At 72.7% G+C, this 23,293-nt stretch carries 22 protein-coding genes; 20 read left to right on the forward strand and 2 right to left on the reverse strand.

The genetic code is table 11. The features are described from left to right. The first annotated feature begins 10 nt into the window (after positions 1-10). A complete protein-coding gene (locus ABD999_RS28920; protein WP_271278273.1) occupies positions 11-853 on the forward strand; it encodes a DMT family transporter in 843 nt (280 codons plus the stop codon). On the opposite strand, the gene ABD999_RS28925 is transcribed toward ABD999_RS28920, so the two are convergent. Continuing rightward, positions 845-1,948 (reverse strand): MGDG synthase family glycosyltransferase, encoded by a 1,104-nt coding sequence (locus ABD999_RS28925; protein WP_271278259.1) that lies wholly within the window; start codon positions 1,946-1,948, stop codon positions 845-847. The two genes, ABD999_RS28920 and ABD999_RS28925, sit on opposite strands and share 9 nt — an antisense overlap. Between ABD999_RS28925 and ABD999_RS28930 the strand changes: the two genes are divergently transcribed. From ABD999_RS28930 to hpnH, 7 genes are all read left to right on the forward strand, one after another. Beyond that, entirely contained in the window at positions 1,948-2,688 is a 741-nt protein-coding gene (locus tag ABD999_RS28930; protein WP_271278258.1) for a polysaccharide deacetylase family protein, read from the forward strand. The genes ABD999_RS28925 and ABD999_RS28930 overlap by 1 nt on opposite strands. Before the next feature lie 248 nt (positions 2,689-2,936). Then, entirely contained in the window at positions 2,937-3,746 is an 810-nt protein-coding gene (gene hpnC / locus ABD999_RS28935) for a squalene synthase HpnC (protein ID WP_345482980.1), read from the forward strand. Between the two features lie 8 nt (positions 3,747-3,754). Next, positions 3,755-4,612 carry a presqualene diphosphate synthase HpnD gene (hpnD, locus tag ABD999_RS28940; RefSeq protein WP_271278256.1) on the forward strand — a complete coding sequence of 286 codons (858 nt, stop codon included), beginning with the start codon at positions 3,755-3,757 and terminating at the stop codon, positions 4,610-4,612. Continuing rightward, the gene (hpnE, locus tag ABD999_RS28945; protein WP_271278255.1) at positions 4,609-5,952 is read left to right on the forward strand and encodes a hydroxysqualene dehydroxylase HpnE; all 1,344 of its coding nucleotides are present in this window, start codon (positions 4,609-4,611) and stop codon (positions 5,950-5,952) included. Before hpnD ends, hpnE begins: the two co-directional genes overlap by 4 nt. Further along, complete coding sequence (gene shc, locus ABD999_RS28950; RefSeq protein ID WP_271278254.1) at positions 5,949-7,817, forward strand: squalene--hopene cyclase; 1,869 nt, start codon at positions 5,949-5,951, stop codon at positions 7,815-7,817. Before hpnE ends, shc begins: the two co-directional genes overlap by 4 nt. Next, a complete protein-coding gene (locus tag ABD999_RS28955) occupies positions 7,814-8,713 on the forward strand; it encodes a phosphorylase family protein (RefSeq protein WP_271278253.1) in 900 nt (299 codons plus the stop codon). Before shc ends, ABD999_RS28955 begins: the two co-directional genes overlap by 4 nt. Beyond that, positions 8,710-9,714 carry an adenosyl-hopene transferase HpnH gene (gene hpnH / locus ABD999_RS28960; protein WP_271278252.1) on the forward strand — a complete coding sequence of 335 codons (1,005 nt, stop codon included), beginning with the start codon at positions 8,710-8,712 and terminating at the stop codon, positions 9,712-9,714. The genes ABD999_RS28955 and hpnH overlap by 4 nt, the downstream gene beginning before the upstream one ends. Before the next feature lie 3 nt (positions 9,715-9,717). On the opposite strand, the gene ABD999_RS28965 is transcribed toward hpnH, so the two are convergent. After that, positions 9,718-10,455, reverse strand: coding sequence for an SDR family NAD(P)-dependent oxidoreductase (locus ABD999_RS28965; protein WP_271278251.1), 738 nt, complete (start codon positions 10,453-10,455; stop codon positions 9,718-9,720). Between the two features lie 364 nt (positions 10,456-10,819). Here ABD999_RS28965 and ABD999_RS28970 point away from each other — a divergent pair, with 364 nt between their 5' ends. From ABD999_RS28970 to ABD999_RS29025, 12 genes are read left to right on the forward strand one after another with little or no spacing between them, the layout of a single operon-like run. Continuing rightward, entirely contained in the window at positions 10,820-11,623 is an 804-nt protein-coding gene (locus ABD999_RS28970) for a hypothetical protein (RefSeq protein ID WP_271278250.1), read from the forward strand. Positions 11,624-11,677: 54 nt separating this feature from the next. Continuing rightward, on the forward strand, positions 11,678-11,848 hold the full coding sequence (locus tag ABD999_RS28975; protein ID WP_271278249.1) for a hypothetical protein: 171 nt from the start codon (positions 11,678-11,680) through the stop codon (positions 11,846-11,848). Positions 11,849-11,882: 34 nt separating this feature from the next. Next, on the forward strand, positions 11,883-13,055 hold the full coding sequence (locus ABD999_RS28980; protein WP_271278248.1) for a hypothetical protein: 1,173 nt from the start codon (positions 11,883-11,885) through the stop codon (positions 13,053-13,055). A gap of 8 nt (positions 13,056-13,063) precedes the next feature. Continuing rightward, positions 13,064-13,456, forward strand: a complete 393-nt coding sequence (locus ABD999_RS28985; RefSeq protein WP_271278247.1) for a hypothetical protein — start codon at positions 13,064-13,066, stop codon at positions 13,454-13,456. Next, complete coding sequence (locus tag ABD999_RS28990) at positions 13,453-13,761, forward strand: hypothetical protein (RefSeq protein ID WP_271278246.1); 309 nt, start codon at positions 13,453-13,455, stop codon at positions 13,759-13,761. The genes ABD999_RS28985 and ABD999_RS28990 overlap by 4 nt, the downstream gene beginning before the upstream one ends. Next, entirely contained in the window at positions 13,758-16,643 is a 2,886-nt protein-coding gene (locus ABD999_RS28995; protein ID WP_271278245.1) for a pre-toxin TG domain-containing protein, read from the forward strand. Before ABD999_RS28990 ends, ABD999_RS28995 begins: the two co-directional genes overlap by 4 nt. Continuing rightward, complete coding sequence (locus ABD999_RS29000; RefSeq protein WP_345482982.1) at positions 16,640-19,840, forward strand: hypothetical protein; 3,201 nt, start codon at positions 16,640-16,642, stop codon at positions 19,838-19,840. Before ABD999_RS28995 ends, ABD999_RS29000 begins: the two co-directional genes overlap by 4 nt. 42 nt (positions 19,841-19,882) lie before the next feature. Next, the gene (locus tag ABD999_RS29005) at positions 19,883-20,395 is read left to right on the forward strand and encodes a hypothetical protein (protein WP_271277254.1); all 513 of its coding nucleotides are present in this window, start codon (positions 19,883-19,885) and stop codon (positions 20,393-20,395) included. Between the two features lie 5 nt (positions 20,396-20,400). Beyond that, positions 20,401-20,781, forward strand: coding sequence for a hypothetical protein (locus ABD999_RS29010; protein ID WP_271277255.1), 381 nt, complete (start codon positions 20,401-20,403; stop codon positions 20,779-20,781). Then, positions 20,769-22,526 carry a hypothetical protein gene (locus ABD999_RS29015; RefSeq protein ID WP_271277256.1) on the forward strand — a complete coding sequence of 586 codons (1,758 nt, stop codon included), beginning with the start codon at positions 20,769-20,771 and terminating at the stop codon, positions 22,524-22,526. The genes ABD999_RS29010 and ABD999_RS29015 overlap by 13 nt, the downstream gene beginning before the upstream one ends. After that, positions 22,526-22,864 (forward strand): hypothetical protein, encoded by a 339-nt coding sequence (locus ABD999_RS29020; protein ID WP_271277257.1) that lies wholly within the window; start codon positions 22,526-22,528, stop codon positions 22,862-22,864. The genes ABD999_RS29015 and ABD999_RS29020 overlap by 1 nt, the downstream gene beginning before the upstream one ends. Before the next feature lie 29 nt (positions 22,865-22,893). Continuing rightward, on the forward strand, positions 22,894-23,292 hold the full coding sequence (locus ABD999_RS29025; RefSeq protein ID WP_271277258.1) for a hypothetical protein: 399 nt from the start codon (positions 22,894-22,896) through the stop codon (positions 23,290-23,292). Position 23,293 lies beyond the last annotated feature (1 nt).

A 23,293-nucleotide genomic window follows, 5' to 3' on the forward strand; every position in this document is an offset into this window, starting at 1 on the left:
CTTGATCTCGGTGGTGCTGGCTCTGCTGGCCGCGGCCTCCAACGCCGCTGCCTCCAACCTCCAGCGTCAGGCGGCGCTGTCCCTGCCCCAGCAGGAGGAGTTCGGGCCGCGGCAGGTCCTGGCGCTGGTCCGGCGTCCGGTCTGGCTGGCCGGGATCGCCGCGCTCATCGGCGGCTTCGTCTTCCAGGCCGCGGCGCTGGCGACCGGACCCCTGGCGCTGGTCCAGCCGGTCCTCGTCACGGAGCTGCCGTTCACGCTGGTCCTGATCCCGCTGATCCTGGGCGGACACGTGGGGCGGCGGCCGTGGCTCGCGGTCGCGGCCATGACCGGCGGGCTGGCGATCTTCCTGCTGAGCGCGGCGCCCAGCGTCGGCCACGATCGTCCCAGCACGGAGGTGTGGGCCCTGGCGGCGACCGCGACGGTCGGGGCGATCTTCGGACTCTGCGCGGTCGCGTACCTCTTCGGCGGCCGTGGCCGGCCCGCGCTGTTCGGGGTGGCGACGGGCTTCGGGTTCGCCTTCACCGCCGCGCTCATCAAGGAGAGCACCATGATCCTGGAGAGTGCTCCGGGGTCTCTGGTGACCTCGTGGCAGCCGTACGCGATGGTGGTCGCGGGGCTGTGCAGCCTGTTCCTCCTGCAGATCACGTTCCGTAGCGGGCCGCTGGTGGTCGCGCAGCCGGCGCTGACCATCAGCGACCCCGTCGCCGGCATTCTGTACGGCACCCTGATGTTCGGGGAGGACGTCCGCACGGGGCCGTGGATCGTCCTTGAGGCGGCCGGCATCGGCGTGATCTTCCTCGGCACCGTGATGCTCGCGAGAACGCCCTTGCTCAAGGACTCGCCGTCAACGTAGCAGCACCGCCTCGGCCGGCGCGGCGTCGAAGAGGGCCGAGGCCCGGGCGAGCAGGCGGTCGCGCCGGCGCGCGTCCCGCAACTGATCGAGCGCGTGTACGAGAGACGCGGCGTCGGGCGCGTGCACCGTCACCTCCGCGCGGGCCATGGCCAGCGCGCCGTCGAGCCCGTGTCCCGGGATGGGCCGGTAGGAGATGACGGGCAGGCCCGCGGCGAAGGCCTCCTCGCAGGTCAGCCCCGCACCGTTGTCGACCAGGGCGTAGGCCGCCGACATGAGCGCGGGCATGTCCTCCTGCCAGCCGAGGGCCAGCCCTCCGTGGGCACCGGCGAGGCGGCGGCGCAGCCCGGCGTCGCGCCCGCACAGGATGACCGGCACGTACCGGCCGGAACGCGCCACGATCCGGGCGGTCTCCGCGACGTGTCCCACTCCCCACGATCCCGAGGAGATGAGCACCAGCCGGTCGCCGGGCGCGGCGCCGATGCGGGCCCGGACGTCGCCGGCAGCCGGCCGCGTACGGTCGAGGAACGCGGGCCGGACGACCGGGGCGTGCACGGACGCGGGCCGGCCCGTCAGCGCGGCGATGCGCGGGATCGTCGCCGGGTTCGGACACAGATACCGGTCGTTGCCCGGATGCAGCCACAGCCGGTGCACGGCGAAGTCGGTCACGAGCACGGTGCTCGTCGCCGGAAGCCGGCCACGCCGCCGCAGCGTCCCGGTCACCTGGGCCGCGACATGGAAGGTCGAGATCACCTCGTCCGGCGGGCGGTGCGAGACCAGGCGCAGCAGCCGCACCCCGGCGAGCGCCGTCAGCGGGGAGACCGAGGGGGCGCGTTTGGCCGCGAAGAATACCCGGTAGATGACCTCGTACAGCCACGGAGCACGCCTGATCATCCAGCGGTACGACCCGCGCAACAGGCGGCCCAGGCGGAGGGGGAGCAGATGAAGCACGTCGACGACCTGCACGTCGGCGCCCAGGGAAGTGAGGCGGCGGGCCAGTTCCGCCGCCACGGCGTCGTGCCCGGCGCCCATGGCGGCGCTGATGATCAGCAGACGCCTGCCCTCGGCGCTCATCGTCCGGCCCGCGGGGGGACGCAATGATCAAGCGGGCCGCGCTGCCGCTGGCGCTGGCGGGGCTGGCGTTCGTCCACGTCGGTCCTGGCGCCACCTGGCTGGCCACGGCGCGGCGCCGGCTGCCCCGGCTGGCGGGCGCGGGCCGCGACGACCATGTCGCGCTGACCTTCGACGACGGTCCCGATCCGCGTTCCACGCCGTTCTTCCTGGACGAGCTCGGCCGGCTCGGCTGCCGGGCCACGTTCTTCGTCCTCGGGGAGATGCTCGAACGCCATCCTGAGGTGGGGCGACGGATCGTGGCCGAGGGGCACGAGATGGCGGTGCACGGCTGGCGGCACACCAACGCCCTCGTCACCCGCCCCGGAGCGGTCACCTCGGAGATGGGCCGGACAGCCGATCTCGTCCGGTCGTTCACCGGGGTCCGGCCCGTCTGGTACCGGCCGCCGTACGGGGTGCTCAGCGCCGAGGCGCTGGTCGCGACCCGGCTGCACCGGCTCCGCCCGGTGCTGTGCACCGTGTCGGGTCAGGACTGGACGGCTTCGGCCACGCCGGAGTCCGTCATGGCGCGACTGCGCCCGGGGCTGGGGGGCGGCGCGACCGTCGTGCTGCACGACACCGATCACACGTCCGCCGCCGGCTGCTGGCGTTCGGCGCTCGGCGCGCTGCCCGAGGTGGTCGGCCAGTGCCGCCGGGCGGGGCTGCGGGTCGGCCCGCTGCGCGACCACGAGGTCGGCAGCGGGCGCGGTGACGTGCGGATGTCGTGACAGGCAGGACACAGCGGCCCTCCTCGATATAAGTGCGGATATTGTGTGTCCGGTGCCTGGAACGGCGAAACCGGAGTTTCCCAGATTTTGATTGACCGGGGCTTCTCCGTGGACTTCCGCTGAAAAAGTAAAACGGGGATCGTGGCGGCTTAATAAGTGCCCGGACAAGTTACTTCGGCTCGTTTTGGGCAGCGCACGGCGGGCATTCGTTGGCAATGGCGTCGCGCGGGACCGGTACGTACGATTTCATGTCGAAAGCCGGCCAGGAGAATTTTCCAGTAGCACTGAGAATGCTGCCGGTCCATTACCGGAACCATTTGGCAGCCGTGTACGGGTTCGCGCGCTTCGTCGATGACCTGGGCGACGAGGGGGAGCCGGGCGACCGGTTGCGGCTGCTCGACGACGTCGAGACGGACCTGGACCGCCTCTACGGGGGATCCGGACCGCGCCTGCCCGTGGTCCGCGCGCTCGCCCGGACGGTGGAGAGCTGCGCGGTTCCGGCCGAGCCCTTCCGCCGGCTGCTTGAGGCCAACCGGCGCGACCAGACGGTCACCCGGTATGACACCTTCGACGACCTTCTCGGTTACTGCGAGCTGTCGGCGAACCCCGTGGGACACATCGTCCTGCACGTGTTCGCCTCGGCCGATCCGCCGCGGCTGGCCTGGTCCGATCGCGTCTGCTCCGCGTTGCAGATCCTCGAACACTGCCAGGACGTCGGCGAGGACCACGCGCGCGGCCGGATCTACCTGCCCGCGCAGGATCTGCGCCGGTTCGGTTGCGCCGAGGCCGACCTGTCCTCCCGCACCACTCCGGGGAGGCTGCGCCGCGTCGTGGCCCTGCAGACCGTGCGAGCCGCCGAGATGCTGCGCGAGGGACGCCCGCTCGTCGCCTCGCTGTCCGGATACGCCCGGCCGGCGGTCGCCGGATACGTCGCCGGCGGCCTGGCCACCGTCGCCGCGCTCGACCGGGCGGGCCATGACGTCCTGCGCCGCGCCGTCCGCCCGCGTCGCGGCCGCCTGCTGGCCGCCTGGCTCCGCATTCTCACTACCTGGAGGTGAAGAACCGGATGACCCTGTCCCACGCATACCGGCTCTGCGAACAGATTGTCCGCACCCGAGCGAGGAACTTCTCCTACGGCATCCGGTTGCTTCCCGAGCCGAAGCGCCAGGCGCTCAGCGCGGTGTACGCCCTCGCCCGCCGCATCGACGACATCGGCGACACGGAGGGTCCCAGCGAGCAGCGGCTCACAGGGCTGTCGGAGGTACGCGACGCCCTCCGCCGCATCGGCCCCGGCGAGACGAACCTCGTCCTGCTCGCCCTGGACGACGCGGCCCGCCGCTATCCCATCCCCCTGCCGGCCTTCGACGAGCTGATCGACGGCTGCGCGGCGGATGTGCGCGGCACCACGTACCAGAGCTTCGACGAGCTGCTGGGCTACTGCAGGTGCGTCGCCGGATCTGTCGGGCGGCTGTCACTCGGCGTCTTCGGCGCGGACGACCACCGGAAGGCCGAGCCCCTGGCCGACGCCCTGGGGGTCGCGCTGCAGCTCACGAACATCCTGCGCGACGTGCGCGAGGACCGGCTCTCCGGACGCGTCTACCTGCCGTCGAAAGATCTCGAACGCTTCGGCTGCACCTTGGACCTCGACGCCCGGGGCAGGTTCACCGACCCGCCGGACGCGCTCGCCGCGCTCGTCCGGCACGAGGCGGCCCGCGCCCGTGACTGGTACGAGGAAGGGGCCCGGCTGGTGAGGCTGCTCGACCGCCGCAGCGCCGCCTGCACGATGGCGATGGCCGGCATCTACCGGTCCCTGCTGGACCGGATCGCCGCCGACCCGCTCCGGGCGCTGGCCGCGCGGTCGTCGCTGCCCACCTGGCGCAAGACGGCCATCGCGGTCCGCGCGGTGGCCGGACCCCGCCGATGAGCGGCTCACCGGTGGCGCCGGTCGCGATCGTGGGGGGCGGGCTGGCGGGCATCGCCGCCGCCGTCGCCCTGGGCGAGGCCGGTCACGCGGTGACGCTGTACGAGGCGCGTCCCAGGCTGGGAGGCGCCACGCACTCCTTCGAACGTCACGGGATGGCCGTGGACAACGGGCAGCACGTGTTCCTGCGATGCTGCACCGCCTACATGGGCCTGCTCGACCGGATGGGCGTCTCGGACAAGGTCCGGCTGCAGAAGCGGTTCGACGTCCGCGTCCTCACGCCCGAGGGCCGCGGCGGGCGGCTGCGCCGGACCGCGCTTCCCGGCCCTCTGCACATGCTTCCCGCGCTGGCGACGTACTCCCTCCTCGGCCCGGCCGACCGGTTGCGCGCCGTACGGGGCGCGCTGGCGCTGGCCCGGCTGGACCCCGCCGACCCCGCGCTCGACCGGATCACCTTGCAGCGCTGGCTGGCGTCGCACGGTCAGCCCGAGCCCGTCCGCGAGGCCCTCTGGGACCTCCTCGCGAAGGCGGCCCTGAACGTCGGCGCCGAGCAGGCGGCGCTCGGGCCCGCCGTGAAGGTGTTCAGGACCGCCCTGCTCGGCAGGTCCGACGCCGCCGACATCGGCGTCCCCGACGCGCCGCTCGGCGAGCTGCACGGCACCGCCGCGCACGACGCCATCAAGCGGCGCGGCGGAGAGGTGCGGCTGTCCGCGAAGGTGACGGGGATCGCCGAAGGGCCGGCGGTCGTCGTGGACGGCGCCCTGGTGCCGGCGGCCGCGGTGATCGTGGCCGTGCCGCACGGGCAGGCCGCCAGGATCGTGCCCGCCGGGGCGGCGCCCGGCCGGGACGCCTGGCATGAGCTGGGCGCGAGCCCGATCGTCAACGTGCACGCCGTGTACGACCGGACGGTCACCGAACTGCCGTCGGCCGCCGCCGTGGGCTCGCCGGTGCAGTGGGTCTTCGACAAGACCGGAGTGGCGGGGCTGAACGAGGGCCAGTACCTGACGGTCTCGGTGTCGGCCGCGCAGCGGTGGATCGACCTGCCCACGTCGGAGATCCGGGCGGAGTTCGTCCCCGCGCTCGAACGGCTGTTCCCCGCGGCCCGGCAGGCCCGGCTCACCGACTTCTTCGTCACCAGGGAGCGCCACGCCACCTTCTTCCAGGGGCCGGGCAGCGGTGCGCGCCGGCCTCACGCCCGGACCCGGTGGCCAGGGCTGTACCTCGCCGGCGCGTGGACCGACACGGGCTGGCCCGACACGATGGAGGGCGCCGTGCGCAGCGGACTTCACGCCGCCGGCCTGGTCCGGCGGCAGCTCGTCACGACACCGGGTCGCCGGTCATGAGCACGGCCGACACGCTCCGATCCACGAGACTGGCCCTCGACGCCGCCCGCGACCACCTGATCGGGCTCCGGTCACCGCAGGGCTGGTGGAAGGGCGAACTGCAGACCAACGTCACCATGGACGCCGAGGACCTGCTGCTCCGGGAGTTCCTGGGCATCCGGGCGAAGGACGACACGGCCGAGGCGGCCCACTGGATCCGGTCCGAACAGCGGGCGGACGGCACCTGGGCCACCTTCCACGGCGGCCCGCCCGACCTCTCCACCACGGTCGAGGCCTACACCGCGCTCCGGCTCGCCGGCGACCCCGTCGAGGCGGCCCACATGCGCGCCGCCCGCTCGTTCGTACGGGAATCCGGCGGGATCGAGTCGGCCCGCGTCTTCACCCGGATCTGGCTGGCCATGTTCGGGCAGTGGCCCTGGGAGAGGCTGCCCGTCCTGCCGCCCGAGCTGATGTTCCTGCCGTCGTGGTTCCCGCTGAACGTCTACGACTGGGCCTGCTGGGCACGGCAGACGATCGTCCCGCTCACGATCGTCAGCGCGCGCCGGCCCGTCCGCCCGCTTCCGTTCGACCTGGCCGAGCTCCGCACCGGCCGTCCCGTGCCGAGGCGGGGCGGGCTGGGCTGGGACGGGTTCTTCCACGGCCTGGACCGGCTGCTGGTCCGCTACGAACGACGGCCCGTGCGAGGGCTGCGCGAGGCGGCGATCAGGCGGGCCACCGAGTGGATCGTGGCGCGGCAGGAGGCCGACGGCTCCTGGGGAGGCATCCAGCCGCCCTGGGTGTACTCGCTCATCGCGCTCAACCTGTCCGGCTACGACCTGGACCATCCGATCATGCGGCGCGGGCTCCGGGGCCTCGACCGGTTCACCATCCGGGACGAGCGGGGCCGCAGGCTCGAAGCGTGCCAGTCCCCGGTATGGGACACCGCGCTCGCCGTCAACGCGCTGCTCGACGCCGGTGTCTCCCACGACCATCCGGCCGTCGCCGAGGCCGTCGACTGGCTGCTGGAGGAAGAGATCAGAGGGCCGGGCGACTGGGCGGTGCGGCGGCCCCGGCTGGCGCCGGGCGGCTGGGCGTTCGAGTTCGACAACGACCTCTATCCCGACATCGACGACACCGCCGAGGTGGTCCTCGCCCTGGGCCGGACGGGCCGGCCGGACGCGCGACCGGCCATCGGCCGCGCCGTGCGGTGGATGACCGGCATGGCCTCCCGTGACGGAGGCTTCGCGGCCTTCGATGCCGACAACACCAGGACGCTCTGTACGAAACTGCCGTTCTGCGACTTCGGGGCCGTGATCGACCCGCCGTCGGCCGACGTGACCGCGCACGTCGTCGAGGCGCTGGCGCAGGAGTCCGCGCCCGGCTCGCCGGAGCTGCGCCGGGCCGTGCTCTGGCTGCTCAAGGCGCAGGAGCCGGACGGGTCGTGGTTCGGCCGCTGGGGGGCCAACCACGTCTACGGGACCGGCGCCGTGGTGCCCGCCCTGGTCGCGGCCGGCGTACGTCGCGACGCGGCATGCGTCCGCCGGGCGGTCGCCTGGCTGGAGTCCCACCGGAACCAGGACGGCGGCTGGGGCGAGGACCTGCGCTCCTACACCGACCCGGCGTGGATCGGACGCGGCGCCTCCACGCCCTCGCAGACGGCGTGGGCGCTGATGGCCCTGCTCGCCGCCGGGGAGCGGTCGCCCGTGGTGGACGCGGGCGTGCGCTGGCTGGTCGAGCACCAGCGCCCCGACGGCACCTGGGACGAACCGCACTTCACCGGGACGGGATTCCCCGGCGACTTCTATATCAACTACCACCTGTACCGGCTCGTCTTCCCCGTCAACGCCCTCGGGCGCTACCTGCGTGCCTGCGGGCAGGCGCCATGACGGCCCTGCTGATCTGCACCGCCCTGGGCATGGAGGCACGAGCCGTCAGGCGGGGCCTGTGCCGCTCCCCGGTGCACGTCCGGCTGCGCCGGACAGGGCTCGGGCCACGCCGGGCCGCGCGCGTCGCGGCCATCCTGCCGGAGTTCGACGCGCTGGCCGTGACGGGCTTCGCGGGCTCGCTCGTCCCCGGCCTGCGGGCGGGGGACGTCCTGGTGGCCGAGGAGATCCGTTACGGCGACCGGGTTCTCGCCTGCCCGTCGGCGCCGCTGCTCGCCGGGGAGCTGGCGCGCGCCGGTCTGCGCGCCCGGACCGGCTCGTTGCTGACCGTGGACCACGTGGTGACCGGAGCCCGCGGGCGCGAACTCGCCGAGCGGGGCGCGCACGCCGTCGACATGGAGACGGGCCCGCTGGCCCGCGCGGCCGCCGGCCGGCCGGTGGCGGCCGTCCGGGTCGTCGTCGACACGCCCGCCGCCCCGCTGCTGAGCCCGGCCACCGTGCGCAACGCGCTCACGGCCCGCCGCGTGCTGCGCCGCGTCGGCCCGGCCCTCACCCGCTGGGCCGCGGCGACCGCGCCCCGGACGGTGCTCCGCGCGTCACCGGACCTCGACGGCGCCGCGAGCCGGGCCGACCTCGTCCTCGTCATCGGGCCCACCGGCTCCCCGGAAGCCAGGCACCTGGTGGAGTCCGCCACCCGGCACGCGCCGGCCCGGCTCGTCGAGGCGCCGGAGCACATCGAGCTCGCCTGGCTCCGCGGCGCCCGCACCGTCGTCCTCACCGCCGGCGCCTCCACCTCGCCTTCGCTCGTCGACACCGCCGAGAACGCGCTCCGCGGGCTCGGCCCCGTGACGACCGACGAATCCATCACCTTCACCCTGCCGAAGGACGCCCAGCCATGACGATCCCGATCCGCCAGAGTCTGCGTGTCGCCGGCTACATCCTGAGCAACAAGCTCCGGCGACGCTCGAAGTTCCCGCTGCTGGTCGAGCTGGAACCGCTGTTCGCCTGCAACCTCTCCTGCGCCGGCTGCGGCAAGATCCAGCACCCGGCCGACGTGCTCCGCCGCCGGATGCCCGTCGAGCAGGCGGTCGCGGCGATCGAGGAGAGCGGCGCCCCGATGGTGTCCATCGCCGGCGGGGAACCGCTCATGCATCCGCAGATCGCGGAGATGGTCCGGGAGCTGATCGCACGCAAGAGGTACGTCTACCTCTGCACCAACGCGCTGCTCATCCCCAAGAAGATCGACCAGTTCGAGCCGTCCAGGTACTTCGCCTGGACCGTCCACATCGACGGACTGAGAGAGCGTCACGACGCGGCCGTGTGCAAGGAAGGCGTGTTCGACGAGGCGGTCGCCGCCGTCCGCGAATGCCAGCGGCGGGGTTTCCGCGTCACCACGAACACCACCTTCTTCAGCACCGACAGCCCGCGGACGGTCATCGAGGTGCTCAACTACCTCAACGACGACCTGGCCGTGGACCAGATGATGATCTCTCCCGCGTACGCCTACGAGAAGGCGCCGGACCAGGACCACTTCCTCGGCGTCTCGGAGATCCGCGACCTGTTCCGCCAGGCCTTCGCCGACGGCAACCGCCGCAGGTGGCGATTCAACCACTCGCCGCTCTTCCTCGACTTCCTCGAAGGGCGCGTCGACTTCCCGTGCACGGCGTGGGCGATCCCGTCGTACTCGCTGTACGGATGGCAGCGGCCGTGCTACCTCATGGCCGACGGATACGCCCGCACCTACCGTGAGCTGGTCGAGGAGACCGACTGGGACGCCTACGGCCGGGGTCGCGACGACAGGTGCGCCAACTGCATGGCCCACTGCGGATACGAGCCCACCGCGATCTTCGCCACGCTGGGCTCGCTCCAGCAGTCGCTCCGCGCGGTACGCGACCACTGACCGTCAGCCCGTTAGCCGGGCCAGCCGGTGGAACGCGCCGGGCGCGGCGCCGCGCAGCCGCGCCGGGAACCGTAGCCAGCCCGGCACGTAGCACTCGGACCTGCCGCGCCGGATCGCCGTCACGATGCCGCGCGCCACCCGCTCCGGCGGGATCGGCCGGGGCCACCGGCGGTCGTACGGGACGCCGCGCCGGTCGAAGAAGGGCGTGGCGACCACGCCAGGGAACACCACCGACACCCCGATGCCGGGGAACTCCGACAACTCGTCCCGCAGCGCCTCGGCGAAGACGACCAGCCCGGCCTTGGCGGCCGAGTAGACCGCCTCACCCGCCACCCCGACGGCGCCGGCGATCGAGGAGACGAAGACGACGTGTCCCCGGCGCTCCTCGATCATCCCGGGCAGCAGCAGCCGCGCCAGCTCCATCGGCGCCGTCAGGTTGACCGCCACCAGCTCGTCCACCTCCCGGAGCGGCATCCCGGCGAAGGCCCCAGCCCACCCCGCTCCGGCGTTACAGACCAGGACGTCGACGGGGGCGGCCTGCCCGGCGAGCGCGGGGGCGTCCGTCGTGACGTCGCCGACGACGGCCCGCCCGCCGGTTTCGGCCGCGACCGCGTGCAACCGCTGCCGGTCACGTCCGGCCAGCACCAGCCGCGACCCGGCGGCGGCCATCGCCCGCGCGGTCGCCGCGCCGACGCCCGAGGAAGCACCGGTGATCAGGACACGGGCCCCGTCGATCCTCATGGCATCCGACGCTAGTGCGCGTCGCACCCTCGAACTGGGAGGACGCTCCGCACGCGCGGGAATCGCGGCGTGCCCACCGTACCCACGATTGCGAGAGAGCGGCGGGACGAGCCGGGCGGGACCCACTTCTAGGGATTTCCCTAGGCCGCACCCTAGGGGGGTCGCTGCCGCAAGGAACGTAGTGTTCAAGCGGCAGTGATCGATCACATCTCCCCCTCCCGATGGGCTGATCCCTGCCTGGAAACCGCGGCCCCCGTCATCTATCGCACACCCCGTCCGGGTGGAGAGGTGCGGACATGCTGAGAAGTGATGACCGCCGCGCCGGACAGGGCGGCGCCGGGTGAGCGCCTTCACCGATGCGCTGATGCTGAAGCTCCACGCCACCGGCGGCGTACAGGATCTGCTGTTCCCTCCTGGCCAGCAGGGCGTCTCCAGGGTCCGGCAGCTGGTCGGCACGCTGTACGGGCTGCCGGCCTCCAGCGTGCACGAGGTCCTGGAGGTCGAGGTGCTCGGGGCCCGGTTCCAGCGGCCGCTGTTCAGGCCGCGGCTGCTCACCGGCACCTGGACCCGTACGTCGCCCGACCACGCGCGTACCGACGTCCGGTACGAGGGCCGCGAAGCCGGAACGCCGCCCGAGTGGATCGATCTTTCGGCCGCTCTCGCCGTCACCCTCGTGCTGGAGCTCGACCGAGGGGCGATCGAGTCGATCACGTTCGCCGACATCGGGGAGTTCACCACCCTCGCCGAGTTCGAGGCGAAGTTCCATTACTTCGACCTGGCCGGCTACATGGCGCGGCACCGCCTTGAGACCGTCGACGAGCTCAGGAGGGCCTACCGCCACCTGCTCGGAGAGATCAAGCAGGCGGACCCGCCGCCGTTCGACCCCGGCGACCCCGCCAACCAGCGAAGGGTGCGGCTGGAGCTGGCCCTGCTCATGCGGGACGTCGTCGACGTCACCGAGGCGCTCCGCTCCGCCTCGCTCGTGCGCGACCTCGCCGAGCGGGATCTCGCCTACGCCCGCGACCTGGGTGATCTGGAGGTCCTCGCCCCGCTCGCCCCGGTGCTGGTCTTCCCCGCGGACGCCGTGGCCGCGAGCGGATTCGCCGAGGCCGACCTGACGGCGTTCTTCGCCGGTCAGGAAATTCTCGCGATCACGGTGCCGCCGTAGGTCCCGCGCCCGGACGCCCGAAAGCTCGTCGAAAGCCAGGAAGGAGATCCACGCATGACCCGGTCCAGGAAACGAGACCCCGACTCCGAGGCCGACGCCGCCGAGCCGGAGGCGCCCGCCGCCGCCGAGGCGGAGGTCTCCGTCACCGAGCCGGAGGTTCCCCGGCCGATGACGGCCGCGCAGCGGCAGGCCCTGCGCCGCAAGCTCCAGGAGAAGTTCCACTGACGGTGCTGTCCGCGGGAAAGCGAAGGGAAATGTGATGGCCGTCCGGTACGTCAACGTCAGGTCCAACGTGGACATGTTCTCCCCGGTCGTACGCGCGACGGGGAATATCGCCGTCATCGGCACCGCCCCGTCGGGGACCGACGACCAGCCGGTGGCGGTGGCCGATCCGGGGGCCGCCACGAAGCTGTTCGGCCCTGCGACGGTGCCTGACCCGACCCAGACCCAGCCGAACCGGGTCAAGCTCAACTCCTTGCTGACGGCGGCGCTGACGACGCTGTTCGGCCAGAGCCCCGGCCCCGGCCAGGTGTGGGCCGTCAAGGCGGCGGGCGACGCGGTCAAGCCGCTGTCCGATCCTGGGGCGGCGCTCGCCGCGGTCGAGGAGCTGGACGTCCAGTTCGTGGTCATCGCCGGGACCCCGCTCGACGACGCGTCCGGCGCGGACAACGGCGCGATCGGAAAGCTGGCCCAGCACGTCACGCGCGTCTCGGACACCGGCGGAGAGGGCAAGGAGCGGATGGGCGTCGCCATGCTGGCCAAGGGCGTGTCCGACGCGACGCTGGTCACGGGCAAGGGGAAGCTCGTGAGCGACCGCATGGTGTACGTCGCCCACAAGAGCGACGACGACGCGGCGGCGGCGGTGGCGGGCACGATCGCCGGTTATCCGCCGCACATCTCGATGCTGCTCAAGCAGGTGGCCATCACCAGCGCGCCGTTCAGCGCGACCGAGATCGACGCGATCAACTCGAGCGAGGAGTTCGGCAACCCGCCGAAGGGCAACGGGATCAACTGGCTGGTCGATCCCGTGCTCATCCCCGGCGGAGGGGTCTACCTCGGCGAGGGGTACACCGGCAATCCGGGCGGCATGAAGTTCATCGACGTGCGGCGGACGGTCGACGACATCTCCTTCAGGCTCAAGGCCCGCCTGATCAGGGCCATCGGCACTCTGCGCATCAGCCGTACCGGGCTGCGAGCGCTCGTGGCGCAGATGGAGGCCGTCCTGGATCCGGCGGTGCGCGACGAGGTCATCGACGGCTACGCGATCGACATCCCGGTGCTCGCCCTGCTGGACGCCGACCCGGCGGCGCTCACCGACGCCCAGCTCCAGGCCATCCAGAACGCCCAGGCCGACAGGGTCACCCAGATCCTCGTGTCGATCGACTACGCCGGGGCGATCCACCGCATCGCACTGACCCTCAATTTCGTCTAGGAGCGGCCATGCCCGACTGGAACACGCGTCTGGAGATCCGCCTCGGCAATACCGTCGTCGCGCCGATCTCCCAGTTCACGCCCACTTTCAACGTGCCGCACCTGGTCATCCACTCGATCGAGGCGGACAACCTGGGCTACGTGCGCCAGCCTCAGACCTTCACGTTCACGATGACGGTGCAGGCCATCGGCACAGTGGTGGCGGACCTCACCGAACTCGCGGTGAAAGGCCAGGAGTTCGAGATCACGGTCGCCGAAAAGAAGGGCACCGACTGGTCGTTCAAGTCGCTCAAGTTCAGCCGGTGCGTCATCACGTCGGTGAATCCCAGCAACGTCGTCATCGACGGCGCGCCGAGCGCGAGCTTCACCTGCATGTCGCTGAGCCCGGGGGTCGAGTCATGACCTGGCCGGGCGAGGCCGCCGACGGCGCCGACGAGGGCGAGGGCCTGTTCGTCATGCCGGCTTTCGACGTCGGTGGCAGGGTCGAACGCACCGGGATCGCCCTGGTGCACGAAGGCGAGTACGTGGTGCCCGCGCCGGGCAGCGAGGCGGTGTTCTCGCAGATGGGCGGGGCTACCCGGGTGGTCTGGAACTTCCCGGTGGAGGTCGAGATGGTCGGCGAGCTGTCGGACGAGCAGGTCGGCGCCGTGGCGAGGCACGTGTTCGACGAGCTCGACGTGGCGCTCCGGCGGCAGGGCAGAGCGTGACCGGCACGCCGGGCGTCGAGGTGCGGGTGCCGATCCGGATCCGGCTGGTCGGGACGCCCACCGCCGAGGATCTGACGCGCCTGGAGAACGCCGTGGCGCGGCTGGTCGCCCGCCGTGCGGAGCAGGCGGCGCGGGCGCTGGCCGGCGCTCGCCCCGCCGGGGTCACCGGCGACGACTCCGGCACGTCGCCCGCGACGGCCGGCGCCTCCCGCGTACCGGTGGCCCCGTATGAGCCGCCGGCCTCCGGCGGAGAGCCCACGGGCGGCGGCTACCGCATCATGTCCTATCAGGGCCCGGCGCGGCCGGTGCGGGTCCCGCTGACGCAGCGGAACGCCGCCCGTCCGGCGCCGCAGGCCGTCACCGGCCCCGCCGCGCAGCAGGCCGCGCTGCGCCGCATCACCGAGCTGCTCGGCACCGGGATCACTGACTGGGCGGTGACCGACGCCGAGGCCAGGGAGGTGCTGCGGATCCTCCTCCGCCTCGCGCCGGTGGACCTGATGCGCGTCGTGCAGGCCATGCGGCTCAGCGGCCGCTGGGCCACGCTGGGCCGGGAGGTCCCGTCCGACGCCGATGACCACCTCGTCGATCTCCAGCGGCGGATGGACCCGCACGCCGGCTATCTGATGCCGGGCGACACCGTCCGGGTCGAGGTGTGGCTCGGGCCCCACCTGCAGAAGGACGTCTCGCGTGACTACGTGCTCGGGCCGGGCGGTCTCGCCCTGCCCATGCTCGACCGCGTGATCGAGGCCACCGGCCTGCTGCCCGCGGATCTGCCCGACCGGGTCGTCAGGGCCTGCACGGACGCGCTCATCTACGTCGATCCCCTGGTCAAGGTGGCGGTCGTCGAGCGCGGGTCACTGTACGCCCCTCGGCACGGGCCCACGCGCGGGTTGCTCTGGTACACGTCGAGCAGAGTGGAACGGCCGCGCTCCGAGCAGCTGGACAAGCTGCGCGAACTGCTCGCCTACGTCTCCGGGGTGCGCCCCGACGACGAGTTCACCGCCCAGGCGCTCGGCCGCTACCACACCTGGATCGAGAAGCACCACCGCACTCCTGAGTTCCTGCGCCAGACCGGGCCGGCGCTGTGGAGCGCGTCCCTGCGTGAGGCGTCCCGGCCGGCACCCGTATCGGCCAGGACCCGGTTCCTGGAGCTGGCGAGCGCCATGCAACGGACGGCGGACGTCGTCCCGCAGGCCGAGAAGCTCCGGCTGGGCGCGTCGCTGGCCGACTACCTCGCCTGGCTCGACCGGCAGGCCGACGACGCGCTCGTCAGGTACGACCCGGCGAAGGTGTGGTCCCGCTTCTACGTGGGCCGGGTCGAGGCGGAGGTGAGGGCCGAGGTGGCCGAGAAGCTCCGCCGCGACCGGGAGGTCACCGCGGAGGCCGCCTCGAAGACCCACTGGGAGGCCGCCGGCCGCAAGCTCGACGAGGCGCTGGACTTCCTGAAGACGCGGGTGTGGCGGGTGCGGGAGCCCTACACGATCGAGGACCGCGAGAGCGGCGTCGGCTACCTGGTGTGGGAATCGGCGCAGGAGAGTGCCGTCCGCGACCTCATCGGGAGGGGGTTCCTGCGGGACGTCATCGCCTCCATGCACCACGAGGACTTCACCAGGACCAGCGTCGCCGCCGACTTCCAGGCCTGGCTCGCCGCCCACCCGGCCGAGTACGAGGCGTACCTGCTCGCCCAGGCATATCCGGACACCGAGAAGTACGAGATCCGGATCGACATCCCGGCGTGGCAGACCGCGATCGAGGTCGGGATCGGCTTCATCCCCGTCGTCGGGTCCATCGTCGCCGCGGGGGAGGCCGCGTTCGGGTACGACCTGTTCGGAAACAAGCTGAGCACGGTGGATCGCGCCGTTCTGGCCGCCTCCGTACTGCTGCCCGCCGCGGCCAAGGTGTACAAGGCGGGGCGGGCCTCCGTCACGGTCGCCACGCTGGCCCGCGACTACCGGCTCTCGGCACGCGAGGCCGACGTCGCCTACCGGGCGCTTACCCAGGTGAGGCCCGGGACGGCGGGCGCGCGGGTGCTGGAGTCGGCGGTCGCCGATGTCAGAGCGGGCAGTACGGTACGCGACGCCAAACGCCTGAACGAGCTGGACGTCCTGTTCAAGGACATGGGCTGGACCGATCGGGCGACGGCGAGAGAACTGCGCGCCGGCGCCGCGGAGAGCGCGATGCAAGGGCACGCGGGACGGCCCGGGCAGGAGGTCGCCGACCTCTTCGCCACCGGGGACGAAGTGGCCGAACTGACCGGGGCCATCGAGGGTCGGGCCAGCCGGCCGGGCGTCACGGGGGGACAGACTCCGCGTATCGACGACATCCGTGTGCCCGGCAGAAAACGCGTGCGCGTCGATCTCGAGCACATCGCGCGCGCCGCGGGCGAGACGTCGCGGGCGGCGCTCGCGCGCGTGCGACGGGTCATCGGCCGCCGCCTCGACCAGACGCCCCTGGGGCCGATATGGGAGCGGGCCCGGGCGAAGGTGGTCGGCGACCGCTCCCTGGCGCATGCCGGCAGGCAGGAGATGTTCGACCTCTACAACAGGGTGCGCGACGAGTTCTGGACGCTGGCACGCGCCGACCCCGGCGCGGCGCGCTTCCTCGACGAGGCCGGTTTCGCGTTCCCGCTCCAGGGCAAGGCGCCGCTGCTCAAGGTGGCCGACCCGCCCCCCGGCCTCGTGGACCTGCCGAAGGCCGCCGACATCCCCATCCAGGAGCGGCGCGTCAGCCTGGACCACAACCTGGAGAAGGCGCTGGCGGAGAACTACCGTCGCGCCGTCGACGCCGACAATCTCACGTTCCAGTTCCACAACCCCAACAGCAACCGGGAGACCGTCCAGGTGAAGTTCGGGCTGCGGCCCACCCCGGGGGTCACCGAATGAGCACCCATCCGGCCATGACCGTGTCCGAACCGGTGATCGTCAGCTGGACGGGCGAGGGCGACGAGCGGACGCGAAGGAGCGTCCAGGCGGCCGTCGCCGCGGGGGTGCGCCGCGCGCTGGGGACACGCGGCGCGGACCGCCCGGCCCCGCCCGCCGCCGGCGGACGGGGGACGGGCGGGGAGCCGTGGGGCGCCGACGCCGACGGAGCATGGTGGGTCATGCCCGGCTACAACGGCGGAGGAGCCCCGGTCGCGATCCCGATCCGGCAGGCCGCGGACGGCGGTGAGCGGCTGCCGCTCGGCGACGTGCTCGTCCGGTCCGCCTTCCCCGCCATGGCGATCATCAAGCTGTCCTTGGACGTATGGATCTGGACCGGCGACGACCCCTACGTGACCTCGCCGTCCCTCGCTCGAGCCCTGCAGTGGGGCCGGGCACTCTACGGGGCGCACGGCTTCACCGTCATGGAACGCCGCGGCCGGCACCCCGCCGACCGGTTCGTCATGGTGCCGCTGGCGGAGCACCTGCTGATCAGCCGATTCGGCAGCACCGTTCCCGTCATGGCGGGTGACGACGCCGAGGCGGTGCCCGGCCTGCAGGCCACCGAGCGCGGCAGGACGCTGCCGCTCAACGACTTCCGCGTCGTCATGACCGTCACCGGCGACGGCCGCTTCGTGTGCGAACTCAGCCGCGGCGCTTCCTGGCGGCCCTCGGCCATCAGCCGTGAACTCGCACGCACACCGGCGGGCGAGCGTGTCGATCCGGCCGTCGCCGCCCACGTCGCCGCGGCCCGGTTGACGGCCGAGGGCACCGGCGCCGAGCCCGGCACGACCGACGACGAGGTCATGCTGGAGCGCATCGTCACCATGGACCGGGAAATCTTCGCCGTCATGCCGTGGGAACGGCGCGCGGCGTTCCTCGCCGCCCTGTCCGGGCTGCTGTGGCCGAGCGCCCGGCAGAAGAGGACCATGGTCGAGCTGATCGCTTCGGCCGGCAGCCGCACCGAACTCGAGGCGATGGCAGCCATCCTGCGCGAGAAGGAAGCCTACGGGCGGCTGTTCGCCACGCTCGACGGCTCGGTCATCGACCTGCTGCTCATCCTCGGACGCGCCCGCCCGCCGGGCCCGATGAGCCCGCGGTTCGTGGTGGCCCTCTTCCGCGAGCTGGGCCTCCTGCCGGAGATCGGGGCGGACCCGGGGGCTCCCGACCCGATCCGCCGCCTGCGCAACGCCGCCAACGGTCTGAGCCTGTGGGTGCGCTCGACGATCGAAGGCGTCGTGGACCTGTTCACGCACTCCCCGGCGGAGCTCATCGAGGGCATCGGCCACCTCATCGAGTTCGCGCTCGTCGTCGACCGGGCCACGAGCATCCCACCCGACCCGAAGGCGCTGGAGATGCTCCGGCTGCTCGCCGAGCAGGCCGACGGCGCCATCCGCACCGCGATGGCCGGGCTGGAGTACGCAGAGGAGCTGGGCACGCCGTACGGGCGCCGGGGCGGCGGCGCCCGCATCACCGGTGACCTCGCCAACACGCTGGCCACCGCGCTCGCGATCGAGATCCTGAGCTGGTTCGTCGGCATCGGCGAGATCAAGGAGGCGCTCGGCGGCGTCCGGCTGACCGAACGGCTGGCGGCGCTGCTCAAGGTGCTGTCGTCACTGCGCCGCCTCGGCAGCACCGCCGAGGCGGCGGGCCAGTTGTCCAAGCTGGAGCGGTTCGTGTCCGCGCTGACCAAGCTCGCCATGCTCAAGGACGAGGTCGCCGCCGCGCGGGCCCTGCGACTGCTCCCCCAGGGGCACCTCGCCGAGATCGTCCGCCTCGCTGAGCTCGTCGACGTCCCGGCCGGCGCGAGGAGCAAAGTGCTGCGGGACCTCGCCAAGGCCAGGAACGTCATGCCCGACGTGCAGCGGCTGGCGGACGCGCTGTCCCTGGCGCGCCGGTTCGAACGCCGGGCCGAGGCCGTCGGCGGCGTCACCGGGGACATGGTCGCGGCCCTGCGACGGCTGATCGACACCGGCTGGGAACGTCGATCGCTGGCGAACCTGGTGGACGCCGTCCCCGCGCAGCGCCTGGGAGCGTGGTCGCGCGCGCTGGGCGCGCTGCGGCCCGCCCAGGTCGAGCGCCTGGGAGCGGAGTCGCTGCAGGCGCTCGCGTACTGGCCGCGATCGCTGACGTTCGTCGCCGAGACCGGCGGCGACGTCTACCTCACGATGCTGCGCCGCCACGGCGGTGACATGCGGGCGGTCGACGGCCTGCTGCACGGCCTGGATCTGCGCAGAGCCGAGATCGCGGACCCCGCGCGCTTCCAGCGGCTGCTGGACCGGCTGGCCGGCGGGGAGACGGCCGCCTTCGAGGAGCTGTCGGGCCGGATCTCCCAGGCGGCGGGGAGCGCTCTCGAACGGCTCCGCGCCGGTGGCCGGAGGAGTCTGCTGGCCGAACTCGAGGAGTTCGAGGAGGCCGCCGCCCGGTTGCGGAAGCAGGGCCGCGCGGCCGAGGCCGCCGAGCGGATCGCCCAGCGCGACCGGCTCGCCGCCCAGCTGGGGCAGCTGCAGGACCGGGAGCTCTCAGGGCTGGAGCACCTGGCCCGGATAAGCGATGAGACCGGCGGCTTCGCCTGGGACAGCGCGCTCGACCTCGCCGCCGCGGACCGGGCCGACCTGCTGGTGCTGGTGGACGACATCGCCGGCAGGCTGCCGGCCCGCGACCTCATGGGCATGGAGGACGTGCTGCACAGCATGCTCGAACGCAACGTCGGCAAGGCCGGCCGGATGGAGCACGCCGTCCAGGGCGGCTGGGGCGAGCTCTACGCGGCCCGCACGCTCGTCCATGACCTCGGCGCGACCTCCCTGGAGTTCCAGGCGCCGCGCGCCGACCGCGTCGTCGACATCCTCGCCGAGATACCAGGCCGGGGCCGCGTCAGCGTCGAGGTCAAGACCAACCTGTCAGGGGCGGCGACCTTCGCCGAGACGCAGATCGTCAAGGATCTGACCGCCCACGCGGCGACCCGCTACACCGACCTCATCTACCTGTATCACCCGAACGTCGCCGCGGAGCTGCCCGACCTCGGGCAGCGCATGCTCCGGCTCTTCAACGCGCCGGAGCTGACCCGCGCCCTCACGGTGGCCGGGCACGACCCGGCCGCGGCCAAGGCCGCGTTCCGGACCTGGCTCGGCGCCGGCAACCTGCGCGCCTACCGGCTGTGAACCGCCGACGACCGCCCACGACGTCCCGCCGAAGGAGGGGAGATGGCCGACCGGAACACCCCGGTGCTCATCGGCACAGTGCCGCTGCTGTACGTCCAGAGCCTCAGCATCACCGAGGGATACCAGATAGAGCGGATCGCGGGCAGCCGCTTCTCGCAGGCGATCGCGCCCACGACGAAGACCATCGCGATCGAGGCCACACTGCCGGGCCCCGACCGGCTGCTCGTCAAGAAACAGCTCGAAGCGCTGGCCCTGGTCTCGCGCGTGATGGTGGCCGCCACCGCGCCGATGCTCGCCGTCACCGGCATCCCGGTGGTGTCCGGCCTGACCGTGAGCCTCGACATGCAGATCACCGATCTGCGGTTCACCCAGTCGGTCAACAGGCGGGAGGCGCTCGACGTCAGCCTGACCCTCCGGCACGTCCCCCGGTCGAGCGTCACCGCGATCCTCGGCGAGGCCGCCGATCTCGCGCTCGCGGCGGGCACGGCCCTGTCCGGCCCGGCGCCGCCGGCCGCCCCCATGCCCCGCGTCGCGACCACCCCCCTGGCCGGGTGAAGGCCATGAGCGTCGACCTGTCCAGGTACATGAGACTGCCCGTCAACGCCGACGAGGGCTTCCCGCAGGCCTTCCGGCTCGCACTCGGCCCGGCCACGTACACGGTCGCGCTCACGGTGACGGTGGTCGAGGAGACGCTGCTGGCCGGCGGCCGGAAGCTGACGCTGCCCATGCCGGGCGCGTTCATGGTGGCGACCGTGACCCGCGAGTCACCCGGACCGGAGCGGATCGTGCTGCGCCGCAAACTGGTGCCCGGGCTGGAGTACGAGGGTGCCGAACTGGCCCTCGTCGTGCTGTCGATGGTCGTCGACCCGCGCAACCTGGGATCGGCCGGGACGTTCGGGTCAGAGGTGCTGGCGGGGGTGGCGACGCGATGGGCTTCGTGATCTGGTTCCAGCTGCAGGTCGACAAGGCCGGACCCGGAGGGTTGCTGCCGCTGCGCGTGTCCAACGACGTGTTCGGCGCCGAGTACGTCCTCGACGCCGACATCCGGCTCGACCTCCTGAGCGGCGCCGTGGCCAGCACGTTCAGCGCGACCCTGACCAACCTGCCGGCCGACGTCGTCGAGACCCTGAAATCGCGGCACGCCGACGGGCTCGCGGGCGGGGAACCGCTGTCGATCTCGCTCCACCTCGGCTACTTCGACGACCCGGACGGGCGTTCCGACCCGGTCCTGCGCGGTGTCGTCACGTCGATCCGCACCCGCGTGAGCAGCTCCGGCGAACTGCAGACCGAGCTGCGCGGCATGGAACTCGCCGGGTTCCAGCTGCTGCGTACGGCGGTGCGCGAGGGCGAGCCGGGCGGCCGGTCGCTCGCCGCGTGCGTGGAGGCGGTGGCGAAGGCCGCGAGCACGGACGGAACCACCATCGTCGCCTCGGCAGCCGGGCTGCCGGAGGCGAAGAACTTCAGCCTGCGCGCGGGAGACGGGCTGCAGGCGCTGCGGGACATCTCCGAGTTCGCCCGGGCACCGCTCGTCATCGGCGACAGGACGATCCGCATCGGCGCTGTCGTGGGCACCGGCGCGCCGCTGCGCTTCACGGCGGCCGACGACATCGTGGCGTTGGACCACGTCCAGGAGGACCCGGAGGACCTCGTACCGCATCCGCCGCCCACCGGCGACGGCGGCGGACCCGCGGCCGCCGCCGCGGCGCTCGCCGGCGTAAGCCTGCCGAAAGTTCCGGTGAAAGCGCGCACCAGCGTGGAGCTGACCGTGCTCGGCGACCCCGCCGTCCGCCCGGGACGCCCCGCCGTCCTCGTGCCCGACGACCCGCGTGACGCGCTGCCCGGCCCGCTGCGTGTGGAGCGGGTCCGCCACCTGTTCGACAGCCGCCGCGGGTACACCTGCGAGGTGATGCTCGTCGCGGCCGAGCCGGGCAGCAAGGCGGTACGCACGACCGGCGCCGAGGGAGTCGCCCAGCGCATGCGCGACATCGCCGAGTCGGTCCGCGGCGAGCGCCCCGCGATCGACGTGGGAGAGGTGGCCCGGTACAAGGACGGCCGCACCGGCCGGCACCTGGCGAACCTCCACTACGGGCAGACACCGGACGCGGAGGTCGTCGCGCCCAGCATCGAGGCGGAGGTCGATCGCACCCCGCAGTTGCACGACCGCCCGATGGCCTCGCCCTTCGCCTTCCACCGTTGCGGCCTGATGGTGCCCGTGCTGCCCGGCATGCGGGCCGTACTCGCACACAACAGGGGACTGGTCAACGACGCCGTCGTCACGGGTTTCCTCTGGCCGGAGAAGCCCGCGTACTCGCCGCCGAAGAACAAGGCGGGGGACTGGTGGCTCTGCCTGCCCACCGGACTCGACGGCAAGGGCCTGCCGGCGGGCAAGGGGGTCAACGACCTCACCGACGCCGCCGGCAGGCGCGTGCTCCAGGCGAAGGGCCTGCGCGTCACCGTCGGGGAGAAGCTCCTTCCCGACGTCGGCGAGCGTCCGGACGTCCCCGCCGACCTCGACGGCAAGCTCGTCGTCGAGCATGAGAGCGGGACGACGGTCACCGTCGCCGCCGACGGAGCGGTCACCGTGGACGCCGGGAGCCGGACCGTCACGCTGAAGAGCGGATCGGCGTCCATCACCCTCGCCGACGGAAAGATCACCTTGCGCGGCTCCTCCGTGGAGGTGGCCTGATGCCGAACGTCCTGAACGCCGACGCCTCGATCGGCTGCGGTCACGGAGGAACAGTCCAGCTCGGCGCCGGGGCAGCCACGCTCACCGCGGGCGGGGCCAAGGTTCTCGTGGCGGGAGACCTCGACGGGCGGCCGATCAGCGGCTGCGGCACCAAGCCGGCACCGGGCGGGATCGTGCCGTGCACGGCGGTGGTCTCGGTGACCGGCGGCATGGCCGCGACGCTCTCCGACGGCGGCCGGGCGGCGCTGCTCGACACCGTGACCGGCCTGACCAACGGTAACCCGCCGGGCACGCTCGTCGTGCTGTCGCCCGGCCAGACGATCTTGCGTGCCCGTTGAACCCCACCGAGCGTCCCGAGGAGGACCACATGCCGAGCACGACAGGCCTCGGTCACAGCCTGGAACTGCGCGACGGCGACCTCGCACTCGACGACGGGCGCCTGGCCCAGGTCTCCGGGCTGCCCAACCTGGCGCAGGCGCTGACCCTGCGGGTTCTGACACCGCTGGGCAGCGACCGGTTCGCCACCACCTACGGTCTCGACGTCGCCGCCGTGTTCGCCCAGGCCACCAGCGCCCGGACGGCCCAGGACCTGTTGCGGCTCAGTCTCGTGCGCACGGTCGGCGGCGATCCGCGCGTCCGCGAGATCCGCGACGTGGCCGTACTCGATCCGGCGCCCGGCGACAGGAGCCGGCTCTGGCTGGTAGAAGTCACCGTCCTGACGGTGGACGGCGCACAGCACACGCTCCCGTTCCAGGTGGCGATCTGAC

This window comes from Nonomuraea ferruginea, assembly GCF_039540635.1.
Taxonomy (GTDB): domain Bacteria; phylum Actinomycetota; class Actinomycetes; order Streptosporangiales; family Streptosporangiaceae; genus Nonomuraea; species Nonomuraea ferruginea.

Coding starts and splice junctions, on each gene's coding strand:
- ABD999_RS28930 (WP_271278258.1), top strand. CDS start 1,948: ATGATCAAGCGGGCCGCGCTGCCGCTGGCGCTGGCGGGGCTGGCGTTC.
- hpnC (WP_345482980.1), top strand. CDS start 2,937: ATGTCGAAAGCCGGCCAGGAGAATTTTCCAGTAGCACTGAGAATGCTG.
- hpnD (WP_271278256.1), top strand. CDS start 3,755: ATGACCCTGTCCCACGCATACCGGCTCTGCGAACAGATTGTCCGCACC.
- hpnE (WP_271278255.1), top strand. CDS start 4,609: ATGAGCGGCTCACCGGTGGCGCCGGTCGCGATCGTGGGGGGCGGGCTG.
- shc (WP_271278254.1), top strand. CDS start 5,949: ATGAGCACGGCCGACACGCTCCGATCCACGAGACTGGCCCTCGACGCC.
- ABD999_RS28955 (WP_271278253.1), top strand. CDS start 7,814: ATGACGGCCCTGCTGATCTGCACCGCCCTGGGCATGGAGGCACGAGCC.
- hpnH (WP_271278252.1), top strand. CDS start 8,710: ATGACGATCCCGATCCGCCAGAGTCTGCGTGTCGCCGGCTACATCCTG.
- ABD999_RS28965 (WP_271278251.1), bottom strand. CDS start 10,455: ATGAGGATCGACGGGGCCCGTGTCCTGATCACCGGTGCTTCCTCGGGC.
- ABD999_RS28970 (WP_271278250.1), top strand. CDS start 10,820: ATGCTGAAGCTCCACGCCACCGGCGGCGTACAGGATCTGCTGTTCCCT.
- ABD999_RS28975 (WP_271278249.1), top strand. CDS start 11,678: ATGACCCGGTCCAGGAAACGAGACCCCGACTCCGAGGCCGACGCCGCC.
- ABD999_RS28980 (WP_271278248.1), top strand. CDS start 11,883: ATGGCCGTCCGGTACGTCAACGTCAGGTCCAACGTGGACATGTTCTCC.
- ABD999_RS28985 (WP_271278247.1), top strand. CDS start 13,064: ATGCCCGACTGGAACACGCGTCTGGAGATCCGCCTCGGCAATACCGTC.
- ABD999_RS28990 (WP_271278246.1), top strand. CDS start 13,453: ATGACCTGGCCGGGCGAGGCCGCCGACGGCGCCGACGAGGGCGAGGGC.
- ABD999_RS29000 (WP_345482982.1), top strand. CDS start 16,640: ATGAGCACCCATCCGGCCATGACCGTGTCCGAACCGGTGATCGTCAGC.
- ABD999_RS29005 (WP_271277254.1), top strand. CDS start 19,883: ATGGCCGACCGGAACACCCCGGTGCTCATCGGCACAGTGCCGCTGCTG.
- ABD999_RS29010 (WP_271277255.1), top strand. CDS start 20,401: ATGAGCGTCGACCTGTCCAGGTACATGAGACTGCCCGTCAACGCCGAC.
- ABD999_RS29015 (WP_271277256.1), top strand. CDS start 20,769: ATGGGCTTCGTGATCTGGTTCCAGCTGCAGGTCGACAAGGCCGGACCC.
- ABD999_RS29020 (WP_271277257.1), top strand. CDS start 22,526: ATGCCGAACGTCCTGAACGCCGACGCCTCGATCGGCTGCGGTCACGGA.
- ABD999_RS29025 (WP_271277258.1), top strand. CDS start 22,894: ATGCCGAGCACGACAGGCCTCGGTCACAGCCTGGAACTGCGCGACGGC.